Raw genomic sequence first — 17,380 nt, forward strand, 5'->3', positions numbered from 1 at the left:
TATGAGGAAATTTAGGATTTTTGCTGATTATAATAGAGAAGAAAAGTGGTTAAATGAAATGTATAAAAAGGGTTATGAATTAGAAAATATATCTTTTGGGTATAAATTTTATTCTATAGAACCACAAGATACTACAGTTAGAATTGATTATATAATTTTTAATAAGAAAGAAAGCTTTATTGATTATTGTACTTTATTTGAAGATAGTGGTTGGAAACATCTAGCTGGTAGTAAAAATTCAGGAGTTCAATATTTCAAAAAAATTCATGAAAACAGCCAAGAAGATATATTTTCAGATGATATATCCAAAGCAGCAAGATATAAAAGATTATCTAATAAGTCCATTATATCAGCAGTGTGTTTTTTATTGATGTCTGTAGCCTACATATCCGACGGGAATATTAATGTTAATTTAATACTTAATCCTAAATTACTGTATTATACACCAGGATTATGGGAAAGAACTGGTGTACCATTTTGGGGAGGTTTCTTATTTGAAACACCCTTTGCACTTGGAAGAAGTATTGTATTCTTAATTCCTCTAATAGCGGTTTTCTATGTTTATTTAGCAATTAAAGCTAGGATGCTATATAACAAAGGGAAAAAATCTAATTAAAGATTAGAAAATTAATTATTTAGTAATACCTTTCATAATATTTTTATTAGTAAACATATAGATTATATTGAAATTAAAGGTAGTAATGTATATAATTAAGCTGTTAATTACAAGATATTACAATGTTAGGGGGAGTAGAAAATGAAAGATATTATCATAAGTTCAGGACTAATAATTGGTGTTGTTATGCTTGTTGTAAGTAAGAAAATAAAAAAATATAAGCACGTAAATTCTATAGGAAAAGTTATTATCTTAGTTTGTTTAGCAATGGCTGTTCCAGATTTTATAAGGGGTTTTATAGACGGAATGACAGCTGTACAATAAGTAGTGATTTTAGTATTAGTGTTTATTAATTACTAAAAAGTAGGGGAATAGGAATATGAAGAAAAGCCTAAGAGTGATGTTGCTAGTGTTAACATTAGTTTTAATTGACCAAAGTATAAAAATTTATATACATAATAATTTTATGGATAAAGAATTTTATATATTTGGCAGCATACTTGGATTTAAACCAATTATTAATATAAAATATTCATACTTTAATTCTTTTAGTAATATGGGGATAAGTTTATTTGCTCATATAGTTTTAAATATAGTAATACTATTACTTTTTATAGCAATCTTTGATTTTATTAAAGAAAGATATACTGCTCACAAAATAGTGTATTGTTTATTTGTTTTGGTATGTGCAGCATCAATTTGTTCCTTAATAGATAAAGTTTTTTGGGGAGGAAGTTTAGATTTTATTTTCTTCAAAAATTTTTTCATATTTGATTTAAAAGATGTTTATATTAGTATTTTTCAGATTGTAGCAATGTTATGTGTCATATTAAATTATAAAAAATTAAAGTCTATTAATGAAAAAACTATTTATAATGATTTCAAATCATATATAAGATTAAGATGTTTTAAAAACTAAGTTTAATTGTAAATACGTGAAAGAAGGCAAAGAAAATGAAAAAAAGAACCAAGCTAATTATCTCTTGTTTAGTATTTATAATAATTGCAGGATCAAGATCAGTATATAAAAATTATTTTGTTAATATTGATTCGAATAACTATTTATCAACTAGAGATGAGTCTGAAAGAAATGTTTACAGTCTAGAAAATGATATAAGTAGCAAAAATGCCTACAGTTTTGATTTTAAGAAATTTGATGGTAAGTGGTCTGTGATGGAGGTTAAATCCAATAAAGGTAATAAAATAAATATTAAGGATAATACAAAGATAACTAAGGGTAAACTTTTTATTGTAGTTCTAGATTCAGAATACAATATCATAACCAAGAAAGATGAAACAAATCAAAAAGGAGATATAAATTTTACAACACCTAAAGATGGAAAATATTTTATTAGAATTGTAGGTTTAAATGCAGGAGGAAAATTTGATATAAGTGTAAATTCTGATAAAAATATAGATATTTCTCATATAGATTTTTTTAGTTAATTTAACTTGTTGTATTATTTAAATTTTATTAATAATCAAAAATAAAAATAATATATTACATAATGACCTCAGTAAGTTTATATAAAATAAAACTTGCTGAGGTTATTGGCTTTATTATATTAAATTTGGTTGCTAACGCAAATGGATTTGGCGCAAATTTAATTTATATAAATTTTAAGGAGTTATTCTATCTTCCCTTGGTTTGAAAAATGGGGATATGTGGTATAAAAGGCATTAAAGCAAGATTAGAGATTCCTATTTGTTTTTGCAAAATATATGTATGTTTCAAATTATTGTTTGAGCCTTCAGCGAGTTATGATTTAGAACCATATATTTTAAGAAAAAACAAATTATAATCTCTTATTGAAGTGAGTTGCCGATCTCGCCGCATATTCCTTTTTTAAACCAAGGGTAGTATAACTTTCTTTTAAGCCGTAATTTCTGTAAAATATGATTTAAGCAGTTGTTTTGTTTCATAGGATGCAAAGGATGCCTCCACTGCATTTAGATATAGTATTTTATAATCTTCTATAGATAAATCACAAAATTTATTAAGCATTTCTAGTTCCTTTGTTATGGTAGTATTAGATACAGTCATATTATCTGTATTTATAGTAACCTTAATGCCATCTTTTAGAAAATCCATAAAAGGATGGGCTTTATAGTTTTCAGAAGCCTTAGTATGAAGATTACTTGTTGGACACACTTCCAGTGGAATATTTTTTTCTTTTACAAGTTTATAAGCTTCAGGAGAATTTTTAATATATATTCCATGGCCTATTCTTTCAGCATTTAAAAGATTTATAGCCTCTAAAACATTTTCCCCCACACCAGCTTCACCGGCATGTATAGTTATTCTATATCCATATTCTTTTGCTAGTTTTAAAACCTCTACATATTTTCCTGGGAAATGAGGTTCTTCACCACCGCAAAGATCTATAGCAACCACACCTTTGCCAATAAATTTAGCTCCTTTTTTTACAACTTCAAAGGCTGAGGGAATATCCATATTTCTCATACAACCTAATATTAGATTACCTTTTATATCATAAAGTTTTTCAGCCTCTTTAATTCCTTCTAATATACTTTCTATAATTTCTTCAATAGTTAACCCTTTTTCAACATGTAAAAGAGGAGCAAATCTTACTTCTATATATTTTACATTATCTTTTGCAGCATCTTCTAATAACTCAAAGGCTATTCTTTTTAAATTTTCCTTTGTTTGCATAACTTTATTAGGGATAAAAAACTTATTTAAGTATTCATCTAAGGAATTACAATCATCCATTATAGAAACATAATTTATAAGCTCTTCTCTATTATAGCTGGGAAGAGGAATATTATTTTTTTTAGCTATATCTAATATTGTGTCTACTCTTAATGAACCATCTAGATGGCAATGCAACTCTATTTTAGGAAGTTTTTTTAGATTCAAATTAGTCACTCCTTACTATTACCTTTTGAGGTAATTTTTTATAATAAGTCTATTAAAATGTTAAGCTTAATTATAATTTATTATTGAAATTGTGTAAAGGATAGCTCTCCAAAATAAAATATATTTAAATTTAAGCCTAATATACTTAATTAAATAACTCAGTTTTATAAGAAGTTTTAAATTTATCTGTGTTAAGAAACTAAATACTATTTATTATAATCTGCTAGGAATAAATAATCCATAAATAGTTATAATTTACATATAAGTAAACTATAATATAAAAAATATATAGTTATAGGCATTTATTTTGAATTTAATCATATAAGTTAACAATAGGCTGTTGAATAAAGAAAAAATATGTAATATTATAAAAAGATGATGCTATTGAAGCGGATATTCTATTAAAAAGAATAAAATATTATTTATTGTTTTAGAAAGTTTACAGTGTAATAATACATGAAATCCAAAAAAAATGACAGCTATTAGGGTGTGATTAATAGTTTAATCAATTATATCATATTTCTGATATAATTAATGAGTATTGAAGCCATCAAAAATAAAGTAAAGGTAATAATTTAAGGCTTAGAGCTTAGTACATATAAAATGCATGTGGAAGTATCATAAATTATTTTAAATATATAAATAAAATATTAGATACTATAAGCTAAGAAATGATAGAATATTTATGTAAGTACAGTAAGATTAAATCAAAGAATAATAATTAATTATATAAGAAAAAAGATTATTTTAAGATTAAGGTTAATTAATCAGTCAGTAAATGTGTGAACAAGCTATACGTTTCACGGCTGTTTATAACTTAAATATAAAATTTATTAACTATGATATATTCATCTACTTTGGTTTTTATAAAGAATTGGGAGGAAATAATTTGGAATGAATAGATTTAAAAACATAATTAAGGTATATAAGAGAGATATTAAAAGTTTAAATAAGAATTTTATTGCAATAATCATAATATTAGGAGTTTGTGTATTACCATCACTTTACGCTTGGGTCAATATTAAAGCTTGTTGGGATCCTTATGAAAATACAAGTACAGTACCTATAGCTGTAATTAATAATGATAAAGGTACAGATTTTGAAGGTAAAGAGCTAAATGTAGGAAATGAGATGGTGAAAAAACTTAAGAGTAATGATAAAATTGGATGGAAATTTACTAATAAAAAGGAAGCGGATATGGGTGTTATAGATGGTACATATTATGCCAGTATAGAAATACCAGAGGATTTTTCAGCGGATATAGTTAGTGTTTTATCAGATAATCCTAAACATCCAGAAATAATTTACAAAGTTGATACAAAAGAAAATCCTGTTGCGGCGAAAATAACTGGAATGGCTAAAAATACACTAATAAATGAGATAACTACCACTTTTATTACTACTGTAAATAAAACTGTATTTTCTTCTATAAATGGAATAGGTAAAGATCTTGAAAAAAACAAAAATGAAATAATAAAACTTAAAGAATCTATTATTTCAATGAATCGAAACATGGATTTAATTTTAACAGGATTAGAAAGTGTAAATACTAATTCTAAAAATCTAAATGAATATTTAAGTGTAGTTAAAACTACTTTCCCAGAAATAACTAAGGGGCTAGAAAATATTAATTCTAGATCTTCAAATACAAATGAAACAATAAATCAAACTAATAATATATTTAATAACTCCTTAAATAATATAAACGTTATATTAAGGCAGGCTATATCTACTAATAATCGTGTTCAATCAGTATTAGATAATTTAATAGTTTTAAATAATGAATCTTCAAGTAACGAAGCAAATAGCTCTATAGCAAATTTAATTATGGATATAGATAGTACAAATAAAAATGTTGATTCTATGATAGAATTCCTTGAAAAAATAAACAACACAAAGCCAAATACTGAAGTGTCAAAATTTATAGTATCCCTTAATAATGTTAAAGGAGCTTTAAATGAAGAAAAACAAAAATTATTAAAGATACAAGAAATTGCTTCAAATTCTAGTAAAGTAAATGAAAATTCAATAAATGAATTAAAAAGAAATATATCTAATACAAATAAACAAATTGAAAGTGTAATGAATGTTTTTAATTCAAATATAAGACAGGAATTAGGTTCTATAATTAATAATTTCAAAAATTCTATTCAAGATGCTAGTAAACTTATAAAGGCAGGTAATGGATTAAATACACAAATAGAAAAGTTATTAGCTACATCTACAAAGGGAGCTGATTTATCAGCAAAGCTAAGCAAGGAATTAATTGATAAGCTAACAGAATATAAAGGGGTAATAGGTGAAATAAGTAAAAAATTAGAGTTGGTTAGTAATGATGATTTAATACAAATAATAAGTGTACTTCAAAATAATCCTATGCTAATGTCACAGACCGCAGCATATCCTTTTAACATTAAGGAAGAAGCAGTATATACTATACCTAATTATGGGTCTGCAATGACTCCAGTATATAGTGTGTTAGCCCTTTGGGTTGGAACTTTAATACTGGTATCTTTGTTAAAAACAGAGGTGGTGGATTTTGAAGGTAGTGAGAATATAACTATAAGACAAAAATACTTTGGTAAAATGCTTACATTTATAACTTTAGCTGCTATGCAAGGGTTTATAGTAGCTGTGGGAAATAAGGTTATACTAGGAGTTTATACAGTTAATTTTCCGCTTATGCTTGCGTTTTCTGTAGTGTCATCCATTATATTTGTTATAATAACGTACACTTTGGTGGCCATATTTGGTAAGTTTGGTAATGCTCTAGCAATAGTATTTATGATATTACAATTAGCAGGTAGTGGTGGAACTTATCCAATACAAGTGGATCCGTTAATATTTAGAATACTGCAACCATTTTTCCCATTTACTTATAGTATAGGGGGTTTTAGAGAGGCAATAGGAGGACCTCTTGTATCTAGTGTAATATTAGATTTTATAATGCTTATATTAATGGGAGGCATATTTGTTTTAATAGGATTTTTCTTAAAATCTCCATTACATCATAAAATTAGTAAGTTTGACGAAGACTTTAAGGCTTCAGGAATATCAGAATAAATAGAGAAAATAAAGAGGTGAGCATATGAAAAAGGTATTTAGAATATTTTCAAGAGATCTAACAAATATAGTTAAACATCCTGCAGCCATTATAGTAGTATTAGGATTATGCTTTATCCCTTCTTTGTATGCATGGATTAATATAGAGGCTTGTTGGGATCCCTATGCTAACACAGGAAATTTGCCTATAGCTATAGTTAATAAGGATGAAGGTATGATGGTTAGGGGGAAATATACAAATGTAGGAAATGGTATTGTTCAAAATTTAAAGGGAAATAAAAAAATGGGCTGGGTTTTTGTAGATGAGTGGCAAGCAAATTATGGACTTAATGAAGGTAAATATTATGCTCTTATAGAAATACCTTCTAATTTTACTAGTGGACTAGCAAGTTTAAAAACTACAGATCCCCAAAAACCAAATATTATATATAGAGTTAATGAAAAATCAAATGCTATAGCAACTAAAATAACCAATGCAGCAAAAGGAAGCTTGGCTAAAGAAATTCAAACTAATTTTGTTTATACAGTAAACAAAGAAGCTTTTAAATTATTGAATACTACAGGCGGTCAATTAGAAAAGAATAAATCTAAGATACTTGGCATAAAATCTACTTTAGAGCTTGGAAATAAAAGTATTGGAGAAGTAAAAAATATAATAGATGATGCTAGTAAAAATTCAGAAAACTTGAAACAGTATTTTAACGATACAAAGGACAAGCTACCACTTATAACAGATCAAATAAATAATTTACAGAAGGCAACAGAAGCTAGCAAAAACCTAGTAAATGATACGGAACGAGATTTAAATGGTATAGCAAAAAATATTAATAATGATATGATATATAGAGAAAGCACAAATAATAAAATTAGTAGCATATTAACAAATTTAAAAGAGTATAACAATGTTAGTAATAATTCAGAAATGATTAAACTTGTAGATGAAGCATCAAAATTATGTGATTCTATAAATACTAATATAGATGGGACTATAAAATCATTAGAAGTAGTAAATATTTTAAAACCTAATAAAAAAATTGAGGAATTAATAAGTAGTTTAAAAAATTTAAAAGAAAAAGTTAATAGTGAAAAAAATAAATTAGGCGAACTAAAGAATAAAGTTTCTACTTCAAACAATAATAAACAAAATATAAATCAGGTTGTAGAATCTATATTTCTATTAAATGATGAGATAAATAAAAATATGAGAAATACATCCAATATTTTTTATAATCAAACAACTATGATAATAGAAAATACTGCTAAAGGATTAGACAATAGATTAGATACAGCTAATGACATATTAGATACTACCAAATTAGTAATGCCTCAATTAAAGGCCTTGGGTGATTTTGGAGTAGGAACTAGTGATGCAGCTTTAAAGGATGGAAAAAAAATAAATGATAAATTAGCAGAATTTAAAAAAACAATAAATAAACTACAGGAAAAAACATCTTCTTTAACTGAAGATAATTTAGACAAAATAATAAATTTAACTCAGAAAAATCCAGAACAAATGGCCTCATTTATATCTTCTCCAATAAATATTAAAGAAGAGGAGATATATAACACAGGCATATTTGGAGTAGGGCTAACTCCATTTTATACAGTTTTAGCTATATGGGTAGGGGTTCTATTAATGAGTTCATTGATATCTGTAGAAGCAGAAGAATTTGAAGGAGAGAAAAAGCTTACTCATCTTCAAGTATATTTTGGAAAGTTGCTTTTATTTTTATCAATAGCCATAATACAAGGAGTTATTGTAACTTTAGGTGATGTATTTATTTTAGGAATAAAACCAGCAAGTATGGGATTATTGATGGTATTTACTATAGTAACAGCTATAACTTTTACTTTTATAATATATACTCTAGTATCTATTTTTGGGAACCTTGGAAAGGCTATTGCAGTAGTTATAATGGTATTTCAAATAGCTGGTGCAGGGGGAATATATCCAATACAAACTAATCCTAAAATATTTGGTGTATTACAGCCTTTATGGCCTTTTACTTATGCCATAGCAGGATTTAGAGAAGCTATAGCAGGGCCTGTACGAGCTGCTGTAATTAAAAATTTAGGAGCTTTATTTATATTTTCTATAGGTTCATTATTATTAGTTGTTCTTAAGAAGCCTTTACATAAGGTTACTGAATATATGAATGATAAATTTATAGAAACAGGATTATAAGGAAATTATGACTTAAAAGGGTCTTATATCACCCTTGGGTTAAAAAAAGGATATGTGGCTAGAAAGGTAACTCGTGACCATAAAGACTTCTAATTTGTTTTTCCTTAAAATATATGGTTTCAAATTAAACTTAATGAACGCTCGAACAATAATTTGAAACATACATATATTTTGCAAAAACAAATAAGAAGATCTAATCTTACTCGAATACCTTTTACACCACATATCCTAATTTTTTAAACCAAGAGAAGTTAGCATAATTAAATCTGTTCTCTGTTCATTATACTCTGTACTCTAAATAAGGAAAGTGCGTAGCACTTTCCTTATAATATGTAAAAATAGATTAGAGTTGGAAAATCAAGATAGAAAAGTTTTAAGTTTTGATTATATATTAAGGTCCGAAAATTAAAACACCTAAAGTCATATAGATAAAAGGTAATAGAAATAATAAAGTGTTAATAACAATACCTAGCTTACCCCATTTATTAGTTTCAATTCTTACTGATGATATTCCCAAAAGAAAGCCAAGAGGACTTATAAATATTCCAAAGAACAAAGGGAGGCCTTCCCATTTTTGCCATGGAGTTATTTTAAAAAGCCAATTTAATATTGGTAAAATAACAATTATAGACACAATTAAAGAAACAATTGCAAGTAGAGTAGCGGAACGTTTAACTGAAGGCTTTTTTTCCATATAACTATACTCCTTGTATTTATTAATTTATATTTAAATTATACATTATATATGGTTTAAAAATCCAGATTTTATTTTTATATTTTATAAAATTATATTTTTATAATGTGTTAAAATAGACTATATTTATAAAAGCTAAAAATTAGTTGACTTAATAAAAATAATTATAATAAATAATTATATAGATTTTAGGAGGACAGAAATAATGCCCTTTACTTTTTCACATCCAGCAATAGTTTTACCCTTAGAAAAGAAATGGAATAAATATTTTAGTTTTACTGCTTTAATATTAGGTAGTATGAGTCCTGATTTTGAATATTTTATAAGATTTAAACCTATGGCTACCATAGGACATGGATTAATAGGTTTCTTTTTATATAATTTACCCTTATGTTTTATTTTGGCTTATTTATTTCATAAAATAATAAAAAAACCATTAATAGTTCATATGCCAAAACCAATAGATAGTTGGTACTATAATACTGCATTAAAACCATGGAGAATAAATTTCTTAACACAAGTTCTAGTATTTAGTTACTCAGCTATTATAGGTATGATTACTCATGTACTTTGGGATAGTTTTACCCACAAAGGTGGAAAATTTGTTATACTATTTGAAGGATTAAAAAAAATAGATAGAAAATTTTAAAATATTTTTTTATAGAAATATTTAAAAAAAGTTGGATATAATTTTAGACAAGTAGAACAATATAAATTTCTTATTAATAAATTTATACTAAAATTGTACTTTATAAGAAGAACTTATCTATGTTCTGGCAGTGATTATTGCAGTATAAGAATTCTAAATAACTGAAACTGAACAATTAAACAATTATAACATCACCCAATTTCATAAAAGCTGTGAGTATTTGAAATGGGATAAATATATGAAATGGAAGTGAATTTATGTTAGAGGGAGCTAAAAATTTACTAAAAAAACATTTTGGATATAATGAATTTAGGAAGGCTCAAGAAAAAGTAATAGAAAGTATTTTGAAAAAGGAAGATACAGTAGCTATTATGCCTACGGGAGCAGGAAAATCTATATGTTATCAAATACCTGCATTGATTTTTGAAGGGGTAACGGTAGTAATATCTCCTCTTATTTCTCTTATGAAAGACCAAGTGGATTCCTTAAAAGAAGTTGGAATAGAAGCTACATACATAAATAGTTCTCTAAATAATTTAGAAATAGAAGAAAGAATATTTAATGCAAGGGAAGGACTTTATAAGCTTATTTATATAGCTCCAGAAAGATTAGAATCTGATAGTTTTGTAAGAAGTTTAAATAATTTAAATATAGCTTTGGTAGCAGTAGATGAGGCACATTGTGTATCTCAGTGGGGACATGATTTTAGACCTAGTTACACAAAAATAAGTAATTTTATAAGAAAATTATCTAAAAGACCCATTGTAGCAGCCTTTACAGCTACAGCCACAGAAACTGTTAGAAGGGATATATTAAATAGTTTAGAACTTCAAAATCCTAAGGTATTTGTAACAGGCTTTGATAGAGAAAATTTAAGCTTTTCTGTTATAAAGGGAGAAGACAAGGAAAAATTTATATTTGATTATTTGGAAAATAATATGGGTAAGGTAGGTATAATATATACATCTACAAGAAAAGAAGCGGAAAGTTTATATAATAAGATAAATAAAAAAGGTTATAAAGTAGGAGTATATCATGCAGGGCTAAATGATGAAGAAAGAAAAAAAACACAAGAAGATTTTTCTTTTGATAATATAGAAATAATAGTAGCTACTAATGCATTTGGTATGGGGATAGACAAATCCAATGTAAGATTTGTTATACATCACAATATACCTAAAAATATGGAAGCCTATTATCAAGAAGCGGGTCGTGCTGGGAGAGATGGAGAAGAAAGTGAATGTATATTATTATTCTCTCCTAATGATATTCGCCTTCAAAAATATTTTATAGATGAAAGCTTTTTATCTCCGGAAAGAAAAAATAATGAATATAATAAATTAAGAGCTATGGTGGATTATTGCTACACCTCAAAATGCTTAAGGTCCTATATATTAGAATATTTTGGTGAAGAACCTTTAGAAGAAAAATGTAATAATTGTAGTACTTGCAATGACAATAGAGAAGAAAAGGATATAACCTTAGAAGCACAAAAGATATTTTCCTGTGTTTATAGAATGAAGGAACGTTTTGGTGTAAATATGGTAGCAGATGTACTTAGAGGGTCAAAAAATAAAAAGCTCTTATCCTTAGATTTAGATAGCTTATCCACTTATGGTATTATGGAGGAATTTACTCAGAAGGATATAGTGTCTTTAATGAATAAACTAATAGCAGATGATTATATGGTAACTACAGATGATAAATTCCCCGTTGTAAGATTAAGACCAAAATCCTATGATGTGTTAAAAGGAAAAGAAACTGTAGCTATAAAGGTTAGTAAAATAGAGAAGAAAGTAAAAGCAGACAATGAGTTGCTAGATAGACTAAAGCAGTTAAGAAAAGCAATATCTCAAGAGGAATCTGTACCACCATTTATGATATTCCCAGATGCTACTTTAAAAGAGCTTAGTGAATACATGCCTACTAAAGAGGAAGATTTATTAAAAATTAAAGGTATAGGCGAAAGAAAAGCTGAGGTTTATGGAGAAAGGTTTATAAAAGCTATTACAGAATATATGGATGAAAAGGGAATAGATATTAATAATATGGATAGTTATGAAGGTACTAAAAGTAATAAGGAGTCTAAAATAAAGACTCATGTATTAAGCTATAACCTATATAAAGAAGGAAAAAGCATAAAAGAAATTGCAGATGAGCGGAACCTAAAGGCTATAACTATACAAGAGCATTTATTTAAGTGTCTGTCAGAAGGTATGGAAGTTGATTTAGATAATTTTATAAAAAAAGATTATGAGAGGCTCATATTAGACACTATAAAAAAAGTTGGTGGAACAAAGCTAAAACCAGTAAAAGATGAATTACCACCAGAAGTGGATTATATGTGTATAAAATCCGTATGGTATAAATATAAAGATATAATTTAAAGCAAAGCTTTTAAAATAGATTTAATTTTAATATAGCAAATATAAAAATATATGTAATAGACATATGAATAAATTTTAGAAGTTCTTAGTCCGACAGAATTTGAAATTTTTATAATTCCTCACAGGACGTGAGGAGCCGATGATGAAACCAAGGAGGGTACCTCCATTGGGTAAAAAATTTTTAATGAAGCCAGATTTAGAACTTCTTAATGAAATGAATTAGTTTATGAATATATTTTTTATATTTGCGGTTTTAAAATTAAATCTATTTTTATGACAGTGTAGAATAATTTTAGCTCCTTTTTCAAAAACTAGTAAAAGATTTGCTAATTAATATTTGATTATAAAGTAATTAGTAAATAAAGTTAAATGAGAAAGGGGTATTTTAATGGATGAATTAGACATAATAAATGAAAATCAATTAGGTATAGCCGCTCAAAATGAAAATATTAAAACTGATTTAGAAGGGCAATTTAGAGCTGAAACTGGGGAAGTTGGTTTATATATAGCAATGGCAAGAGTAGCTCAAAGACAAGGGTTCCCAGAAATAGCAGAGGTATTAAAAGTAATTGCTACAGAAGAGGCAGAACATGCAGCGAGATATGCAGAATTAAATGGAAAAATTTCTGACTGTACAAAAGAAAACTTACAAAAAATGCTACAGGGCGAGATAGGATCAAACAAAATGAAGAAATCTTTAGCTGTAAAGGCTAAAGAAGAAAATATAGATGAAGTACATGATTTTATAGATGAAGCTTCTAGAGATGAAGCAAGACATGCAAAGATGTTAAAGGGATTATTAGATAGATATTTTCAATAAATTAAGAATAAAAAATTATAATGATTATTAAAAAGGACTTTATCAAATTTATTTTTGAAAATTTGATAGAGTCCTTTCTCTAATATTAAGCAAATATAGTTAGATTACTTACTTTAACTATTAAATATAAAATTTAATAATATAAGTAATTATTAAGAAAAAAATATAAATATTGACAATAATTGAATCATATTGTAAAGTTATAACTAAATAAAGGATTTTTGGATATATTAAGTAACTTTGAGGTTTGATTGCCAAAAAATAAAAATCATTTCTCTAGATAAAAATAATATTAGTTTTTTGTAAAAGTTTATTTGTTTAAGCGTGGTTTAGTTAAAATTGTGTTTTAAAACAGAAAAATAATTTAGAAAAAAATACATTGTTTAAAGGGGCGAAAAAATGAGGGCTAAAAAGTTATTTTGGAATTTAACTCTAAAATTAGAGAGTATAACCTATGCAGTAGTTATGCCAGTAGCAATTATAGGCACTATGCATATAGGAAAATTTTATGGACAAAGATTTTGGTCAGGAGTTTTTTCTTTAATATCAGCTATAATTATTAATATACTTATAGGAATATATATAAGGAAAAAGACTTTATATGATAATTTGAAAATCTTGTATGGGGAAAAAAATCTTACAGAAGAAGAATATGGGCGAATAAAGAAGGATTTATTAAAGTTCCCTTTAAAAGAGGGAATAACTATGTTTTTTAGATGGTTACTAGGGGTACCTAGCATAATGTTAATATCTAATTTATTTATGAAAATAGATTTAGCTCAGTATTTTGTAGCTTTCTTGATAGGTTTGAGCTTATCTTTCACAGGTTTTATGACTAATTATTTAAATTCAGAAAAATTACTTATAGATATATTTATAGAAAAGAAATTAAATACATACAAAATAGATGAAAATAATTATATAAAATTTACTATTGGTAATAAAATATATGGTGCTATTTTTAGTATGTTAATATTGGTTAGTTTTTCATATTTATATACATCATACAACATATATATTAACACTATTAGAGTTAGTCCATTAGTTTATTATTGCGCTTGTTTAGCAATGATGATATATGTGGTAGCAGTATTTTCTTATATATTTTCAAATAATATAAGAACTAATATAAATCAAATGGAAAAAGCTATAAATAAAATATCAAATAAAGATTTATCTATAGAACTGGCAAGAATAACTTCAGATGAAATAGGAAATATAAATAGAGATATAGATGTTATGAAAGAAAATCTTAAAGGTTTTATAAAAAATATATTAACACAGTCAGGAGAAACAGTTAATTTTGTTCAGCATTTAACTAAAACTTCAGAAGAAAATACTAATGCCATGAATGAAATCTCAACTTCTGTAGAAGATTTAGCTAAAGGGGCTTCTATCCAAGCACAAGACTCACAGCAGGCTGTAGAAAAATTGTCTACATTAGGACAAGAAATAGATAAAACAAGTGAAAATTCTAATAATGTAAGAAATTATATGAATGAAGTTAGACAAGCATCAAAAGGTGGTATAAGTGCTATAGATAACTTAGTAGAAAGGCTAAAGGAAAATATAGGGGTATCTAAATATATATCTAATAATATAAAAGATTTAGCTTTAAAATCCTCGTCTATAGGTGATATAGTGGCTACTATAAATAATATAGCAAATGAAACAAATTTATTAGCTTTAAATGCAAGTATAGAAGCAGCTAGAGCAGGTGAAGCAGGTAAGGGTTTTTCTGTAGTTGCGGATCAAATAAAGAAATTAGCAGAACAGACAGAAGTAGCTACTAAAAATGTAAAAACTATAGTAGAAGAAATGCAAGGAGAAATATCAAAAGCAGAAGAAAATGAAGAAAAATCAGAAATAATAATAAGAAATACATCAGAAGCATCTAATGAAGCTATAAATTCATTTCAGGTGATAAATAAATCTGTAGATGAAATGATTAATGAAACTTATGTATTGATAGAAAGTATAAAGAATATAGATGAAGAAAAAAATAGTGTACATACATTTGTGGAGAATATATCCAGTGTATCCGAAGAAACAGCATCCTCTACTGAGGAAGTAAGTGTTATAGTTGAACAAGAAACAGTTACTATAAATGATTTAGCTACAATGTCGGCAAAATTAGAAAGGTTAGCTAAAAACTTAAAGGATGAAGTAAATAAATTTAATTTAGATTAGTTTAAAAATATTAAAGGGGGATTTTTTATGGCATATTTTTTAGCAAATGATAATGTTAAAATTTTTTATGAAGTAAAAGGGGAAGGAAAACCAATAATATTTATACATGGTTGGACTTGTAATCATAGCTTTTTTAAAAAACAAGTAGAAACATTAAGTAAAAATTATAAAGTTGTAACTTATGATCTAAGAGGTCATGGAGTATCAGAAAGACCTGAAAATGGTCTAACTATGGATAGAATGGCAAAGGATGTAAGAGATCTTATAGAACACTTAAATCTTTCTGATGTAGCATTAGCAGGTTGGTCTATGGGAACAACTATAATACTTGAATATGTAAGACAATTTGCTTGTGATAAACTATCTAATATATGTTTTATAGATATGACACCAAAAGTTGTAGCAGAAGGAAATTGGCATATGGGGCTTTTCGGAGAGTTTAGCCATAAAGATAATTTAAATCATATAGCTAATGTAGCAGGAGATTGGCCAAAGGTTATAGAAAGTTTTGTTCCATCTTTATTTGCAACTTCAGGCTGTAGAATAAAAGAAGATATGGATTGGGTATTTGAAGAAGTAAGAAAAAATACTCCTCATGTAGTAGTAGATTGTTGGGTGTCCATGTCAAATCAAGATTATAGAGAAGAACTTTCAAAAATTACAGTACCTACGTTAATAACAAGAGGAGAAGAAAGTGCTTTTTGTACAAAGGAAACTTGTGAGTATATGAAAAAAGAAATTAAAAATGCAAAATGGATAGATTATTCAAAATGTGGTCACATATTGTTTATGGAAGAGGCAGAAAAATTTAATAAAGATATAGTAGAATTTATTGAAAAGTAAAATTATTGTTTGTGTATAAAAATAGATTTAATTTTAATCTAAAGATATAAAAAATACTTTTTAAATTAATTTATTTCCCTAGTAATTTTTACTGTGGGTATATTAAAAATTACTAAAGTTTACTCATATGCTTATTGCTTATGTTTTTTATTTTTATTGTATTAAAATTAAATCTATTCTATTTCTAGGTACTATCTAAAATTTTAAAAATTTTATCCTATTTCTGTGGTACTAGATAACTTCTTAACCTAAAGGTAGAAGAAGCAATAAAAAATATAATTTTTTAAAATAAATTTTCACTAAATTTAAAAATCACTTCATTTAGGAATTTATATTAATGAAATCTCTTTAAAAATATCTCCTTCTAAGGTTTTTATTTTAAATAGATTGTCATTAAGTATTCCATAGCAATGAGGTGTATTTTCCTTTGGAAATGTAATGGAACCAGGATTAATCATAAATATATTGTTTGTTTTTTCGACTAAAGGTATATGAGTATGACCATATATTAAAGCATCTCCATTACTTATATTAGGTATATTATCTTTATTAAAAATATGACCATGAGTTAAAAATAATCTTTTACCATTATATAAAACTATAGAATAATCACTCATAATAGGATACTTGAGAACCATTTGGTCTACTTCGCTTTCACAATTTCCTCTTACAGCTATAATTTTATCCTTATAGGAATTTAAAATTTCTGCTACCTTTTTAGGATCGTATCCTTTAGGAAGGGGATTTCTAGCACCATGATAAAGTTCATCACCCAATATAATTAGATAATCTGCTTTTTCTTCCTCAAATATATGTAAAACTTTTTCTAAATAATAGGCTGAACCATGGATATCAGATATAAAAAATAATTTCATATAAAGAACTCCTTTCTTAATAACAAAGTATAGATATAATTATATATTTTTTTTATTTTTATTAAAAGTAATTGTTGAAAAATTTATATAATAAGAAAAAAAGTAGTAATTACTTATAAGAGAGTTTGTATTTAAAAAATTATTATATTGTATAGTATAAGAAATATAATTTATTGT

The 17,380-nt window shown here is 26.3% G+C and carries 13 protein-coding genes and 1 pseudogene; 11 read left to right on the top strand and 3 right to left on the bottom strand.

From position 1 onward, the window contains the following. Position 1: 1 nt before the first annotated feature. The 4 genes from ACYUEW_RS16905 to ACYUEW_RS16920 all read left to right on the top strand — a co-directional run bounded on the left by ACYUEW_RS16905 (position 2) and on the right by ACYUEW_RS16920 (position 2,062). Positions 2-616: a DUF2812 domain-containing protein gene (locus tag ACYUEW_RS16905; RefSeq protein WP_460277426.1), complete on the top strand. Its 615-nt coding sequence runs from the start codon at positions 2-4 to the stop codon at positions 614-616. A gap of 141 nt (positions 617-757) precedes the next feature. Continuing rightward, positions 758-940: a hypothetical protein gene (locus tag ACYUEW_RS16910; protein ID WP_003489304.1), complete on the top strand. Its 183-nt coding sequence runs from the start codon at positions 758-760 to the stop codon at positions 938-940. 55 nt (positions 941-995) lie between these two features. Further along, positions 996-1,535, top strand: coding sequence for a signal peptidase II (locus ACYUEW_RS16915; RefSeq protein ID WP_265204256.1), 540 nt, complete (start codon positions 996-998; stop codon positions 1,533-1,535). 35 nt (positions 1,536-1,570) lie between these two features. Next, positions 1,571-2,062, top strand: coding sequence for a hypothetical protein (locus tag ACYUEW_RS16920; protein ID WP_265204255.1), 492 nt, complete (start codon positions 1,571-1,573; stop codon positions 2,060-2,062). 427 nt (positions 2,063-2,489) lie between these two features. Here ACYUEW_RS16920 and add read toward each other — a convergent pair whose 3' ends face one another. Further along, on the bottom strand, positions 2,490-3,497 hold the full coding sequence (gene add / locus ACYUEW_RS16925; protein WP_042386368.1) for an adenosine deaminase: 1,008 nt from the start codon (positions 3,495-3,497) through the stop codon (positions 2,490-2,492). Between the two features lie 894 nt (positions 3,498-4,391). Here add and ACYUEW_RS16930 point away from each other — a divergent pair. Both ACYUEW_RS16930 and ACYUEW_RS16935 read left to right on the top strand, forming a co-directional pair. Then, entirely contained in the window at positions 4,392-6,560 is a 2,169-nt protein-coding gene (locus ACYUEW_RS16930) for a YhgE/Pip domain-containing protein (RefSeq protein ID WP_460277429.1), read from the top strand. A 25-nt stretch (positions 6,561-6,585) separates the two neighbouring features. Beyond that, complete coding sequence (locus ACYUEW_RS16935) at positions 6,586-8,745, top strand: YhgE/Pip domain-containing protein (protein ID WP_003489316.1); 2,160 nt, start codon at positions 6,586-6,588, stop codon at positions 8,743-8,745. Positions 8,746-9,136: 391 nt separating this feature from the next. Here the strand turns inward: ACYUEW_RS16935 and ACYUEW_RS16940 are convergent, their stop codons facing one another. Continuing rightward, a complete protein-coding gene (locus ACYUEW_RS16940; protein ID WP_460277431.1) occupies positions 9,137-9,439 on the bottom strand; it encodes a hypothetical protein in 303 nt (100 codons plus the stop codon). Positions 9,440-9,644: 205 nt separating this feature from the next. Between ACYUEW_RS16940 and ACYUEW_RS16945 the strand changes: the two are divergent. The 5 genes and pseudogenes from ACYUEW_RS16945 to ACYUEW_RS16965 form a co-directional block, all read left to right on the top strand. Further along, positions 9,645-10,070: pseudogene (locus ACYUEW_RS16945) on the top strand (DUF4184 family protein); the annotation flags it as partial. A 275-nt stretch (positions 10,071-10,345) separates the two neighbouring features. Further along, entirely contained in the window at positions 10,346-12,475 is a 2,130-nt protein-coding gene (gene recQ / locus ACYUEW_RS16950; RefSeq protein WP_460277433.1) for a DNA helicase RecQ, read from the top strand. 388 nt (positions 12,476-12,863) lie between these two features. Beyond that, entirely contained in the window at positions 12,864-13,295 is a 432-nt protein-coding gene (locus tag ACYUEW_RS16955) for a ferritin-like domain-containing protein (protein WP_003489320.1), read from the top strand. Positions 13,296-13,694: 399 nt separating this feature from the next. Next, on the top strand, positions 13,695-15,485 hold the full coding sequence (locus ACYUEW_RS16960) for a methyl-accepting chemotaxis protein (protein WP_040109366.1): 1,791 nt from the start codon (positions 13,695-13,697) through the stop codon (positions 15,483-15,485). 27 nt (positions 15,486-15,512) lie between these two features. Then, on the top strand, positions 15,513-16,328 hold the full coding sequence (locus tag ACYUEW_RS16965; RefSeq protein WP_460277436.1) for an alpha/beta fold hydrolase: 816 nt from the start codon (positions 15,513-15,515) through the stop codon (positions 16,326-16,328). Between the two features lie 329 nt (positions 16,329-16,657). Here ACYUEW_RS16965 and yfcE read toward each other — a convergent pair whose 3' ends face one another. Further along, positions 16,658-17,203: a phosphodiesterase gene (gene yfcE / locus ACYUEW_RS16970; protein ID WP_040109370.1), complete on the bottom strand. Its 546-nt coding sequence runs from the start codon at positions 17,201-17,203 to the stop codon at positions 16,658-16,660. Positions 17,204-17,380: the final 177 nt, after the last annotated feature.

The sequence above is a fragment of the Clostridium sp. CTA-1 genome, assembly GCF_054768215.1.